The organism is Pseudohongiella spirulinae (assembly GCF_001444425.1).
Taxonomy (GTDB): Bacteria; Pseudomonadota; Gammaproteobacteria; order Pseudomonadales; family Pseudohongiellaceae; genus Pseudohongiella; species Pseudohongiella spirulinae.
Window position 1 is genome coordinate 2,067,110 of sequence record NZ_CP013189.1, and the last position, 13,502, is coordinate 2,080,611.

Annotated in this window: 11 protein-coding genes; 6 read left to right on the forward strand and 5 right to left on the reverse strand. The window is 55.5% G+C overall.

Annotation, left to right across the window (positions count from 1 at the left end; all coding sequences use genetic code 11):
• Nucleotides 1–83 precede the first annotated feature (83 nt).
• Nucleotides 84–587, forward strand: a complete 504-nt coding sequence (locus tag PS2015_RS09425; protein ID WP_058021983.1) for a peptidylprolyl isomerase — start codon at nt 84–86, stop codon at nt 585–587.
• A gap of 33 nt (nt 588–620) precedes the next feature.
• Nucleotides 621–1,397 (forward strand): UDP-2,3-diacylglucosamine diphosphatase, encoded by a 777-nt coding sequence (locus PS2015_RS09430; RefSeq protein WP_058021985.1) that lies wholly within the window; start codon nt 621–623, stop codon nt 1,395–1,397.
• Here the strand turns inward: PS2015_RS09430 and PS2015_RS09435 are convergent.
• Nucleotides 1,376–1,894: a DUF1289 domain-containing protein gene (locus PS2015_RS09435; protein ID WP_082628078.1), complete on the reverse strand. Its 519-nt coding sequence runs from the start codon at nt 1,892–1,894 to the stop codon at nt 1,376–1,378. The two genes, PS2015_RS09430 and PS2015_RS09435, sit on opposite strands and share 22 nt — an antisense overlap.
• Nucleotides 1,895–1,945: 51 nt before the next feature.
• On the opposite strand from PS2015_RS09435, the gene acnB reads away from it, so the two are divergent.
• The 3 genes from acnB to PS2015_RS09445 all read left to right on the forward strand — a co-directional run bounded on the left by acnB (nt 1,946) and on the right by PS2015_RS09445 (nt 6,553).
• On the forward strand, nt 1,946–4,540 hold the full coding sequence (gene acnB / locus PS2015_RS09440; protein WP_335338230.1) for a bifunctional aconitate hydratase 2/2-methylisocitrate dehydratase: 2,595 nt from the start codon (nt 1,946–1,948) through the stop codon (nt 4,538–4,540).
• Nucleotides 4,541–4,962: 422 nt separating this feature from the next.
• Entirely contained in the window at nt 4,963–5,154 is a 192-nt protein-coding gene (locus tag PS2015_RS15610) for a hypothetical protein (protein ID WP_156412700.1), read from the forward strand.
• A gap of 70 nt (nt 5,155–5,224) precedes the next feature.
• The gene (locus PS2015_RS09445; protein WP_058021989.1) at nt 5,225–6,553 is read left to right on the forward strand and encodes a serine hydrolase domain-containing protein; all 1,329 of its coding nucleotides are present in this window, start codon (nt 5,225–5,227) and stop codon (nt 6,551–6,553) included.
• Between the two features lie 599 nt (nt 6,554–7,152).
• Here PS2015_RS09445 and PS2015_RS09450 read toward each other — a convergent pair.
• Complete coding sequence (locus PS2015_RS09450; RefSeq protein WP_058021991.1) at nt 7,153–7,506, reverse strand: hypothetical protein; 354 nt, start codon at nt 7,504–7,506, stop codon at nt 7,153–7,155.
• A 287-nt stretch (nt 7,507–7,793) separates the two neighbouring features.
• Between PS2015_RS09450 and PS2015_RS09455 the strand changes: the two genes are divergently transcribed.
• Nucleotides 7,794–9,029, forward strand: coding sequence for a PQQ-dependent sugar dehydrogenase (locus PS2015_RS09455; RefSeq protein ID WP_058021992.1), 1,236 nt, complete (start codon nt 7,794–7,796; stop codon nt 9,027–9,029).
• Here the strand turns inward: PS2015_RS09455 and PS2015_RS09460 are convergent.
• The 3 genes from PS2015_RS09460 to PS2015_RS09470 are packed head-to-tail and all read right to left on the reverse strand — an operon-like array spanning nt 9,016 to nt 13,500.
• A complete protein-coding gene (locus PS2015_RS09460) occupies nt 9,016–9,927 on the reverse strand; it encodes an AEC family transporter (RefSeq protein WP_058021994.1) in 912 nt (303 codons plus the stop codon). The genes PS2015_RS09455 and PS2015_RS09460 overlap by 14 nt on opposite strands.
• A gap of 22 nt (nt 9,928–9,949) precedes the next feature.
• Nucleotides 9,950–12,664, reverse strand: coding sequence for an aminopeptidase N (gene pepN / locus PS2015_RS09465; protein WP_058023255.1), 2,715 nt, complete (start codon nt 12,662–12,664; stop codon nt 9,950–9,952).
• Between the two features lie 8 nt (nt 12,665–12,672).
• The gene (locus tag PS2015_RS09470; RefSeq protein WP_058021996.1) at nt 12,673–13,500 is read right to left on the reverse strand and encodes a DUF2797 domain-containing protein; all 828 of its coding nucleotides are present in this window, start codon (nt 13,498–13,500) and stop codon (nt 12,673–12,675) included.
• Nucleotides 13,501–13,502: the final 2 nt, after the last annotated feature.

Here is a 13,502-nt window from a genome sequence, read left to right on the forward strand (position 1 = left end):
GGCAATTCTGCTTTCTCAGACGATGTAAAGCCTTTATTATAGCTGTTCCTACCCATGAGCAGAACCGACGAGTAGTGTGAATTATGATTGTTTTTAAGACCAATTACGGCGATATCCAGATTGAACTGGACTTTGACAGGGCGCCTAATACAGCCGCAAATTTTCTGAAGTACGCAAGGGACGGCTTTTACGATGGCACGATCTTTCATCGCGTTATCGATAACTTCATGATTCAGGGCGGTGGTTTTGAATCCGGTATGAAGCAGAAAGATAATGGTGACCCGATTGAAAACGAAGCTGACAATGGCCTGACCAACGACGCTGGCACACTTGCCATGGCCCGCACCTCTGACCCACACTCAGCCACCTCGCAGTTTTTTATCAATGTGGCAGACAATGGTTTTCTCAATCATAAAAACAAAACCACCCAGGGCTGGGGTTATGCCGTATTTGGCAAAGTGACAGACGGCATGGACGTGGTCAACCGCATCAAGACCTGCAAAACCGGTTATGTTGCCGGTCATCAGGATGTCCCTCTTGATGAGGTAATCATCACAGCCACAGAAGTGACTTACCCTGAGTCATAATCAGGGAACAACAATAAAAAGTCAGGGAAAGCTATGACCGACCCGCAAAAGAACAATAAAACACTGTTCATTTCTGATCTGCATATCGAGTCACCCGACGGACCCATTATCAACAGTCTGCTGAATATCCTGCAGACACGGGTGCCCGGTGCAGATGCGCTTTATATTCTGGGCGATCTGTTTGAGGCCTGGATTGGCGACGATGATGAGAATCCCGCAGCTGATCGGGTGGCCGACGCATTGGCGGGACTCAGCGCCGACGGCACCGCCATTTATCTGATGCATGGCAACCGCGATTTTCTGATCGGGCAGGACTATGCCAGTCGCTGTGGCGCCACCCTGCTCAATGAACCCACTGTGATTGATTGTTACGGGCAACGAGTGGCGCTGGTGCATGGGGATAGCCTTTGCACCCGCGACACCGACTATCTGAAGTTTCGCAGCCAGGTGCGCGACCCTGACTGGCAGGCCGCCTTTCTGGCCCGTCCTCTGCTGGAACGCCTGATGGTTGCTCAGCAGTTGCGCCAGCAAAGCAAGGAAGCCAACAGCAACAAGGCTTCGGATATCATGGACGTGACCCATGAGGAAGTGGTCAAGCTGATGGAATCACTGTCTGTCAACATCCTGGTTCACGGCCACACTCATCGGCCCGGCATTCACACCCTGCGTTTGCAGGAACCCATCAATGGCAGCGATGAGGCCTGTCGCATTGTGTTGGGCGCCTGGGACCAGAAAGCCTGGGTACTGGAGTTCACGCCTGAAGGTTATGACCTCAAGCCTTTACCCCATCAACCCAGTTCCGGGAAGTAGCGCAACTGGTGCGCCTGACACAGACGCAGCAGTTGCACATCCATATCCTCTGCCAGTTCCGCGAGTGACAGGTGACTGAAGTCCGGGCGTACCTCAACACCAAACTCTGACAGATCACGAATCACCTGGTGACGTTTTTTCAGCAGATTATGCAGCCAGCTGGTGGGTGACAGTGCCGGGTTAAAAGGCACGCCCTGGCGACGCAGGCCGCTGGCCAGGGTATCGGCCGAGCGGATAATAAAGCGGGTCTCTACAATCGGGCGAATCAGTTGCTCCAGACGATCCACCACCGCCTGCTTTTCCTGGTCATCAAAGCTGTTCCACTCAATGACTTCAAACGCAAAACGCTTACAACCGCGACAGATGGCATCCCCCACTGACGTGGTGGAGCAGATACCAATACAAGGCGTTCTAACCGGAGGGACTGTCATCAGAAAATGGTCACACAGGGAGTCAACTGGAAATTTCAGCCATTTTACACTAAAATCGTCAGCCATTTTTCACCGCTTACCCGAATTTTGTTTCACCATTACCTGAAGGGGATTACTGTGTTAGAAGCCTACCGTAAACACGTGGCCGAACGGGCTGAAATGGGCATTGTGCCCAAACCTCTGGACGCGGCGCAGGTTGCCGATCTGGTAGAACTGCTGAAGGCTCCGCCGGCCGGCGAAGAAGACTTCATTCTGGATCTGATCACTAATCGTGTTCCTGCAGGTGTTGACGAAGCGGCGTACGTAAAGGCCGGTTTCCTGTCCGCCATCGCTAAAGGCGAAGCCACATCCCCGCTGATCGATAAAAAACACGCCGTTAAACTGCTGGGCACCATGCTGGGTGGTTACAACATCACCACACTGGTAGAACTGCTGGACGATGCCGAACTGGCGGAAGCAGCGGCTAACGAACTGAAGCACACCCTGCTGATGTTTGATGCCTTCCATGATGTGGAAGAAAAAATGCAGGCTGGCAACGCTCACGCCAAGGCGCTGATTGAAAGCTGGGCGGAGGCCGAGTGGTTCCTGAACCGTCCCGAAGTGCCCAAAAAACTCACAACGACCGTTTATAAGGTACCGGGTGAGACCAACACTGACGACCTGTCTCCAGCACCCGATGCCTGGTCACGCCCTGACATTCCCCTGCACGCACTGGCCATGTACAAAATGCCACGCGAAGGTGTGACCAACGCCGCCGAGCAGATTGCCGAGCTGAAGAAAAAAGGTCACCCGGTTGCCCTGGTTGGCGACGTAATGGGAACTGGTTCCTCGCGCAAATCGGCCACCAACTCCGTTCTGTGGAATATTGGTGACGACATCCCCTACATCCCCAACAAGCGTGATGGTGGTGTCTGTATCGGCGGCAAGATCGCGCCTATTTTCTTCAACACCATGGAAGATGCCGGTGCCCTGCCAATCGAGTGCGACGTCGACAAGATGGAAACCGGGGATGTGATCGACATTTATCCCTACTACGGCAAAATACTCAAACACGGCACTGACGAACTGGTATGCGAGTTTGAATTAAAGACTGACGTACTGCTGGACGAAGTCCGCGCTGGTGGCCGTATTCCGCTGATCATTGGTCGCGGCCTGACAGAAAAGGCACGCACTGCACTGGGCCTGCCGCACTCAACGGTATTCCGCAAGCCATTCACTGTGGCCGACTCTGACAAGGGCTTTACTCTGGCACAGAAGATGGTTGGCAAGGCCTGCGGCGTGAAAGGCGTGCGTCCAGGCAGCTACTGCGAGCCCAAGATGACCACCGTTGGCTCGCAGGATACCACGGGGCCAATGACCCGTGACGAGCTGAAAGACCTGGCCTGTCTGGGTTTCTCTGCGGATCTGGTCATGCAGTCTTTCTGTCACACAGCGGCCTACCCCAAGCCGGTTGATATCGACACTCAACACACCCTGCCCGACTTCATTCAGACCCGTGGCGGTGTATCACTGCGCCCCGGCGACGGCATCATCCACAGCTGGCTGAACCGTATGCTGCTGCCCGATACAGTCGGCACTGGCGGCGACTCACACACCCGCTTCCCGATCGGCATTTCCTTCCCGGCCGGCTCCGGTCTGGTGGCTTTTGCCGCCGCCACGGGCGTGATGCCGCTGGATATGCCGGAATCCGTGCTGGTGCGCTTCAAGGGAGAGATGCAGCCCGGTATCACCCTGCGTGATCTGGTCAATGCCATTCCCTATGCGGCCATTCAGTCTGGTGATCTGACGGTTGCCAAAAAGGGCAAAAAGAACATCTTCTCTGGCCGTATTCTGGAGATTGAAGGCCTGCCAAACCTGAAAGTAGAGCAGGCGTTTGAATTGTCAGATGCCTCGGCCGAGCGCTCTGCTGCCGGCTGTACCATTCGCCTGGGTAAAGAGCCGATCATTGAGTACTTCAAGTCCAATATCGCCCTGCTGCGCTGGATGATCAGTGAGGGTTACGGCGACCCCCGCACTCTGGAGCGCCGTGCCCAGGCCATGGAAGCCTGGCTGGAAGATCCTCAGCTGATGGAACCGGATGCTGACGCCGAGTACCACAAGATCATCGAGATCGACCTGAACGAAATCAAGGAGCCGCTGCTGGCCTGTCCGAATGATCCGGATGACGTGAAGCCACTGTCTGAAGTTCAGGGCGAAAAGATCGACGAAGTGTTTATTGGTTCTTGCATGACCAACATCGGTCATTTCCGCGCCGCCAGCGAAGTGCTGAAGCAGGTAAAAGGCACGCTGCCAACACGTCTATGGATCTCTCCGCCGACCAAGATGGATCAGCATCAATTGACCGAGGAAGGCATCTACAGTGTGTTCGGCGTGGCCGGTGCACGTACCGAGATGCCCGGCTGCTCGTTGTGCATGGGTAACCAGGCACGGGTGGCGCCGAACTCGACTGTGATCTCGACTTCAACGCGTAACTTCCCGAACCGTCTGGGTGATGGGGCTAATGTTTACCTGGCCTCATCGGAGCTGGCGGCAGTTGCTTCGGCGCTGGGCAAGATCCCGACTATGGAAGAGTATATGTCTTACATGGGTGAGGTGAAGACCATGGCGGATAATATCTACCGTTATCTGAACTTCAATGAGATCAAGGAGTACATGGAGGCGGCGGAGCGTCAGAAGGCGATTCCGGTGACTAATGTGGTTGAGGTGGCTTGAGTCGGGCACTTGATCACTTCGTAGTGTAGAGCGAGCCGGGGAGCGGGCGGTGGGCTGCGGGTCGTGCGCCCGGACCGGCCGCTTTCTTTGGGTAGGCACCCGGCGGTGCGGAACTCGACGTCGCGGCTGCGCCGCTCCGGACTCAAACAGTCCTCCCGCTTTTTCGGGTCCCTACCCAAAGAAAAAGCGCGGCCTGAATGGTCCGGGCGCACGACCCGCAGCCCACCGCCCGCTCCCCGGCCCTTGTGCCATTCTGCAGGCGCGTCTTTCTCGCCTTTTTTGCCATCCTCGGCGTTTTGTTACTCTCTCCTTTCTATCCTCAGCATAGCCGCACTTCCATGTGTTTACCGGCTCAGTCAGATTCACTCCGCTGAGGCAAGTCTGCTTCTCCTGAATCCGGCACAAGGCCTGGGTGGTGGGGTATGACCGTCAGACCAATCAGGGCACGCTTCGGCTTCAGCCGGGCGACCGAAAAAGCGGGAGGACTGTCTGAGCTCCGAGCCCGCGAAGCGCGCGAGGGCGAGTTCCGCACCGCCGGTCGCCCGGCTGAAGACGGTGCCCGGTCTGACGGTCATACCCCACCACCCAGGCCGATCTCGAACAAGAACCACTGACAAGTCGCACGACAGTCTCAAGAATCTGTGGTAAAACATGCGGCAACAATAATTCCAACAGAGGTGACCCATGCTGATCTCCCAAAGAACATCTGCCTTCAAGAAATGGCTCAACACCAGCGCATTGACTCTGGCGCTTAGCGCTCTCAGCCTGTCGGCCTGGAGCCACGACACCAGCTGGCCTGTTGAGGCGGACGGCGCCTCCGCGGCCGGATTCTCGCAGGCCACGATAGATCGGCTGGATGCCGCCATGGAGAAGATTGTCAGCGACAATGATGTCGCCGGCATGGTCTGGTTGCTGGCCAAAGACGGCAAGGTGGCCACCTATGAAACAGCCGGTTATGCCTCGATTGAGGATAATCGCCCGATGACCAAAGACACCCTGTTCCGCATCTATTCCATGACCAAACCGGTCACCGGCGTCGCATTGATGATGCTGCATGAGCAGGGACTTTGGGATTTTGATGATCCAGTCAGCAAATTCGTACCGGAGTTTGAAAACCTGCAGGTCATGGTCAGTTACGACGAGAGTGGCGCCATGCAGCTTGAGCCACTGACACGTCAGCCCACTATGCGGGAACTGCTGAATCATTCGGCGGGTTTTGGTTATGGTCTGGGCGGCAATGATCCGGTCAATGAAGCTTTCCGCGACAAAGGTGTGCTGGCATCCAGCGATCTGAATGAACTGATTGACAAGGTGGCTGACATCCCCCTGCTCTACCAGCCCGGTGAACAGTGGGTATATTCCATTGCAGTTGATATTCAGGGATATATCGTTGAAAAACTCAGCGGCATGCCGTTCGGTGAGTTTCTGGATCAGAAAATTTTTAATCCGCTGGGCATGCACGACACAGCCTTTTATGTAAAAGCTGAAGACAAACACCGGTTTGCCGATGTGTACCGATGGGAAGCATCGCAGGGCAAGCTGATGCGCAATGAAGAACGCCCGGATCGTCCCAGCTATCTTGATTCGACTCGCCTGGAATCCGGCGGTGGCGGTCTGGTGTCGTCCACCCACGACTATGCACGCTTTCTGCAGATGCTGGTGAATGGTGGCGAGCTGGATGGTCGCCGCATTCTCGGCCCGCAGTCAGTAGATATGATGCGCAGCAATACCCTGCGCGACGGTCTGCTGCTGCGTGGAACTGACACCCGTCCGGGCCAGGCAGGTCAGGGATTTGGTGTGGATTTTGCGGTGATTTTTGATCCGGTGGCCGCAGGCTCGGTGCAGGGCGAAGGCACCTATTACTGGAGTGGCGCGGCGGGCACCTGGTTCTGGATTGATCCGGTGCATGACATGTACTTCATCGGCATGATTCAGGCGCAGGGCGGCACGCGGCCAGGTGCGGCGAATATGCGCGGCATTGCGGTGGATATTATTTACGAGGGGCTCAAGTAGGTTCCTTTGGGTCCGGGGCGGGGAGTGGGTGGTGGGGTGATTGCCGGCCATCTTCTTTCCCCGTCCACCCGGCGGGGGGGAACTCGACGTCGCGGCTGCGCCGCTCCGGACTCAGACAGTCCCGCCCGCTTTTCGGGTGGACGGAAAAAGAAGAAAACATGGCCTGACTGGCAATCACCCCACCACCCACTCCCCGCCCCTAATCAATATATTCCGCCCCTTCACAAACAATTTATGTAATGCGTCGGCACCGGCGGTCGGAAACCTGTTGCTCTGCAGGCTTCCTCCGGCCACCGGTGCCGCGCACAACTCTGGCTGCGCGGGGGACGGAGGCGGTCTACGTCCCCAGCGCCAAATCGCTGGCTCTTAGGGTAGTGTGCGGGGAGTACGGTGCTGACCAATCAGGCCACGTCTTCTCCTTCTGCTGCCGACCCGAAAAAGCGGGAGGACTGTTTGAGTCCGGAGCGGCGAAGCCGCGACGTCGAGTTCCGCACCGCCGGGTCGGCAGCAGAAGGAGGTGGCCGGTCAGCACCGTACTCCCCGCACACTACCCGGTCCGCGAAACACACGAGGGACGTAGACCGCCTCCGTCCCCCGCGTTAACGGCGCTCGACCCAGTGATCGGTGACAACGCCGTCACGGATATCGAGCACCAGCGTCTCGGTGTTTTCGCGCTCCACGTCTATCTTGAACAGCAAGAACAGACCAATGCGCGACTCCGACGAGTTCGAATTACGATAGCGCCAGGTCTCACTACCATCCTCATACCGGGACACCCGGTCCGGTTCGCCGAAATTCTCCCGTACCCATGACGCTTCTGTCTGGCCGGCGACCAGGCGGCTGCGTTGTTCCTCATGCCACTGAGATCGTGAAGCCGTCTGCTTGGAATCCACCACAAAAAGACAGCCCATCAATGTCATGCTCAACACGGCCACACCCAACAACTTGATCATATTTCCCCCAAAATCAGCTTATTAGTTTTAATCTTGTGCGAAGGTAAAAGCAGAAATTGTGCCAATATCCAAGACACCAAGTATCATTCTGTTTTTATTAGCTTTTTAAGAATGATCGCCTAAACGTCGGCAAGTACAGGGCAACAAAAGTTGGTCAGTTGGCTAAGCAGTTAGCGATTTTAACCATGTACGGGATAATGTGCTGATCCGCTGCGATAGAGTGACATGACGTTGGTCTGGCACGGGCCTATACTGTCGCGCATCCATTCATGTACCAGGACGTCGCCATGAAAACCTTGAGAACTAAACTGTCTGCTGCCGCTTTGCTGTGTGGTTTTATTTGCAGCAGCGCTTCCCTGCCCGCGTTTGCCCAGGACGAAATCATCCGCGGTGAGATCCCGCCCATGCCGGCAATTGACTGGATCACCGAGCCTGAGGACTATCAGGTCGAGGAGTTTGTCGGCGATCTGCAGGTGGTCTGGACCATTCGTTTTACACCCGATGGCCAGCGCATTTTTGTCACTGAACGCCCCGGTCGCGTACGTATTGTTTCGCCCGATGGCGAGCTGGATCCACAACCCTGGCTGTCGCTGGAAGATAAAATATTTTTTCAGGGCGAAAGCGGTCTGACCGGACTGGCGTTTCATCCAGAATATCCGCAGGTGCCCTGGGTCTACATTATGTATACCTACATGACCGACGAGGGCCCCTATAACCGTATCAGCCGCTTTATAGAAGTGAATGGCAAAGCCGGTGAGGAAACGATTCTCTATGATGGACTGGCGGCGCAGGCGCGTGGCGGCAGTCACAGCGGCGGTACCCTGCAGTTTGGTGCCGACGGTATGCTGTATGTGGCCACCGGCGATGCCTTCGAACGCCAGCGTTCCAATGATCTGCAGGACCTGTCGGGTGCGGTGCTGCGCATCACGCCCGAGGGCGAAGTACCGGCCGATAATCCCTGGCCCGGCAACCCGATCTGGGCACACGGCATGCGTAATCCGCATGGCCTGACCTGGCAACCTGAGACCGGCAATCTGTTCGCCGGGGATCACGGTCCGACGGGCGAAGATCAGTTGATGGCCCACGATCGCATCATCGTACTGGAAGGTGGCCGTCATCATGGCTGGCCCATCATGGTGGGCGCTATAAACTCACCCGATTATGTTGACCCAATTTTGACCTTTGTGCCGTCGTCACCACCCGGCGACATGGCTTTCTACACCGGCGATTTGATGCCGGAATTAAAGAACGATCTGTTTGTTTCAGTACTGGGTTTTCAGCCTCAGGATCGTCAGAATCTGATGCGCATTCGCTTTCAGGACCCTGCTGACCCGACTCGCCCGACAGCCATTGAGCGATGGTTTAATGATGGTCAGGGCAACAGTGTTTATGGCCGCTTGCGCGCATTGGCAGTAGGGCCGGATGGTGCGCTGTATGTCGGCACCAGCAATCATGATGGGCGACAGATGACACCCTCACATCGAGAACAACCCGATCGCATTCTGCGCATCACGCCACGTTAGTAATCAACCAGTACACCAGCGGCAAAGTGACCAGGCTGCATAAAATGCCCAGCCCGGTCACACCGCTTACCAGCCTGGGTGAAAGGCCGGCCATGCTGGCCACCGCACCGGCCGAAATCATTGACGGCATGGCCGCCTGAAAAATAGTGATATCAACCGCCTGTCCGCTTTGACCGGCCAGCGACCACATTGACCAGGCCAACACCGGCAGCAACAGCAACTTGAGACTCAATGCTACGAGCAGTGGCGACACTTCGCGTGTATCAAATCGCAGACTGAGTTGAAATCCCACCGCTACCATCACCACCGGCACAAGGGTGGCGGCAATATTGTCGATGGCACTGATGGCCAAAGCGGGTTTTTCTACGTTGAATAACAGCAAGCCAACAATCAGCGCAACAAACGAGGGGAAGGTGATGATCTTGCGTATTACGCTCACCGCATCAGGTGTTGAAAGCGCAGGACTGTATATCGCCGCGATAATCGTGGCGTAAATCGTTAAGGCCAGAAACGATCCCATCTGATCATAAACCAGCGCATAAGGAATAGCGTCAGCACCAAAAAACGCTTCGACCAGCGGATACCCCAGAAATGAGGTATTACCCAGCGGTACCAGGATCAGCAAGGCGCCGGTCTGCTCGCGCGACCAGTGCAGCCAGCGACTGAGACGCAGTACCAGCAGTACGCTGAATGCCAGCAAAATCCAGGGCGTCAGCGCCGGAATCAGCAGATCAAAAGAGAACTGCAGCCCCGGCAGGCTCTTCAGAATCAGCGCCGGAAATGCCACATACAACACATAGGCATTGAGCACACTGGCCGCATTATCCGGCATCAACGCGGTGCGACGCAGCAACGCGCCGATGACCAGATAAATCAGAACCAGAAAAAAGTTACTCACACGCTAGTCACTGTTGTGCTGATCAGGATGCAGACAGGCTCTTGCTCACCACTTCATAAACATCACGCGACAGATCTGCCTGCGCGGCAATACGCTCCAGTTCTGCTTTCATCAGTTTCTGACGCTGTGCGCCGTAGCGCCGCCAGCGGGTCAAAGGTGTTAGCAGTCGCGCGGCAATCTGCGGATTCAGACCATCAAGCTGCAGAATCTGCTCAGCCAGAAATTGATACCCTTCTCCGCTGAGATCATGGAAGTTGACCGGATTGCCGTTACTGAACGCACCAATCAACGACCTGACTTTATTGGGGTTTCGGATATCAAACGCTTCGTGTTCCATCAGCGCCTTGACCTGCTGCAAGGTGCCCTGTCGCGAGGCGGTGGCCTGAACCGTAAACCATTGATTCACTACAAGTGACTCATGACGCCATTTGGCATAAAAGTCAGCCAGCGCCTTTTCCGCCAGGGCCGCCGCCTGAGGCTGCCGACTATTGACCAGCAGGCGCAAGGCAGCATCCACATCGGTCATATTGCCAGCGCCAGTAAATTGCTCAAAACACACATCAAGCGGTTTGGGTTCTGGCAGGCGCATCAGATAGGCAAGCGACAGATTCTTCAGGGAGCGTCTGGCAATGCCCGCTGCATCAGCCCTATAGGGTTCATCTGACTGGCAGAGTTGATAAAGCTGTGCAAAAGCGGCGGCGTGTTCTGCGGCCAGCGCATCAGCCACATGCTCTCGCACAGCGTGAATACCATCCACGTCAATCTCCTCGGCCAGCTCCGACAGATAGGCCTCTGAAGGCAGGCTCAGAAGCTGCGCCAGCATGGCCTGATCCAACTCATTGGCGCCCTGGGCATCCGCAACCGCATGCTGTAATACTTCACCGACTGCCACACTCAGGCGACTGTCCATCACCATCTCGCCGCCCTGCTGATGACTGGCAAGCATCTCCTGCATCACGCCCACCGCCAGCTCCTGCGAGGCATTCCAGCGATTGAAGCCATCGCTGTCACGTGTCATCAAAAACATCAACTGGTCACGATCAAGGTCAGCGTGCAGCTTCACCGGCGCCGAGAAACCACGCAGTAAAGAAGGCACCGGCGCGGCCGGAATATTATGGAACACGAAACGCTGCACTGGCTCGGTCACATTCAGCACACGCTCGGTCAGGCCGCTGTGTTTCTCACCCGGCAGATTCAATTCCAGTTCATTGCCCCCGGCGCCCAGCAGCCCCATGCGCAGAGGAATATGGAAAGGCTCTTTATGCGGCTGACCCGGAGTTGGCGGGCAGCTCTGACTCAGGCTGAGTTCGTAGGTCTGGGCTGGCTCGTTGTAGTGACCACTGACGTGCATCACGGGTGTCCCTGACTGGGTATACCAGCGGCGGAACTGCTGCAGATCCACACCGCTTGCCTCTTCCATGGCTCGCACAAAGTCCTCTGTGGTCACGGCCTGGCCATCGTGGCGCTCAAAATACAGATCAGAGCCCTTACGGAAATTTTCTTCACCCACCAGTTCACGAATCATACGCACTACTTCGGCGCCTTTTTCATAAATGGTCAATGTATAAAAATTGGAAATTTCCATATAAGAGTCAGGTCGCACAGGGTGCGACATGGGACCGGCATCTTCTGCAAACTGCGCCGTGCGCAGAAACGTCACATCCTCTACGCGCTTGACGGTTCGTGAACCCATATCGGCCGAAAACTCAGCGTCACGGAAGACTGTAAAACCCTCTTTCAGGCTAAGCTGGAACCAGTCTCGACAAGTGACCCGGTTACCTGACCAGTTATGGAAATACTCATGCGCCACCACCGCCTCAACGCGCTGAAACGCGGTATCGGTGGTGGTCTCAGGCTTGGCCAGCACACAGGAGGTGTTAAAAATATTAAGACCTTTATTCTCCATGGCGCCCATATTGAAATCATCAACCGCCACGATCATGAAAATATCCAGATCGTACTCACGACCATAGACCTGCTCATCCCAGCGCATGGCATTTTTCAGGGACTGCATGGCGTGATCGCACTTATCCAGGTCTTTTTCTTCAACAAAGATACGCAGCATCACATCCCGACCGGACTGTGTGGTAAAGCGGTCTTCAATGGATTTCAGATCACCGGCCACCAGGGCAAACAGATAGCAGGGTTTGCGAAAGGGGTCTTCCCAGGTTACCCAGTGGCGGCCGTCGTCCAGTTCGCCCTGCTTGATGGCATTACCATTGGACAGCAGCACCGGGTAGCGCCGCTTGTCGGCCACGATGGTGGTTTCAAACATCGCCATCACATCCGGACGATCCAGATAATAGGTAATTTTACGAAAGCCCTCGGCCTCGCATTGCGTGCAGAACATGGTATGGGACTTGTAAAGCCCCTCCAGGCTGGTGTTCTCCTGCGGTTTAATCAGGGTTTCACAGCTCAGCTCAAAACCCTGCTCAGGCGACTGATCCAGCAGCGCAGAGATATTGGCAATCACCAGCGATTCATCATCGACCTGATATTGTTCAGCACTCAAGGCCTGCCCATTCAGCGACACCGATACCAAGGTCATATCCTGACCATCCAGGCGCAGCGTATTGCCGGTGTTGCCGATCAAATCCGGATTGCGGCGCATACTGAGCCTGGAGATAACACGGGTCTGCGTCTCTTCCAGCTCGAAGCGCAACTGTGTGCGGTCGATCAGAAATGTCGGAACCTGGTAATCTTTCAGATAAATGGTTGTTGCCTGTGCATCTCTCATAATCAGTCTCAATTCATCAATTCAAGTTCATAACCGCCAAAGCGCCGGATGTTGATAACACCAGTATCAAACATCAGATACTGCCCTTTAATACCCAGCAGGGTGCCTTCAACCAGCGGCTCTTTGTCAAAACTAAATGAGGTGATTTTTTGCGGATAGCCTTCAACCGGATAACTGATATCGACCGGATCAATGCCCCTGATCACGCTGATGGCATGAAAACCAAAACGCTGGATCAACTCATCAATATCCGCGCGGCAGCGCTCCAGCAACTGATCACGCTCCTTCAGCAGATCCACCACATGATCGCCTTCACGCAGCATATCGCGCCAGTTGGTTTTATCGGCCACATGCTGACGGAAAATCACTTCCAGCGCCCCGCTTTGCAGACGGCTGCGCACCCGCACAATTGGCAGCGCCTGAATCGCGCCCTGGTCAATCCAGCGAGTCGGAATCTGCGTGGCGCGGGTAATGCCGACCTTGAGGCCGGATGAATTGGCAAGGTAAACAATATGATCCTGCATACAGAATTTTTCACCCCAGGAAGGCTCACGGCAGGTGCCCTGATCGTAGTGGCACTTTTCCGGATGAATGATGCAGCTATCGCATTGCGCCAGAGTCTGAAAACAGGGGTAGCAGTAACCCTGGTTAAAACTCTTGTTGGTATTGCGACCGCAATGCACGCAGTTGATTTTGCCTGTATAACGCAGACGCACTGTGCTGCCCAGCAGGGAATTGAGTTCGACTTTCGTTTCACCCAGTGCCAACCGGTAGTTGACCGGCTGTTCAAGTCGGGTGATTAGTTTGCGGGCGTTGCCTCTGGCCAGGGTTTCCATAG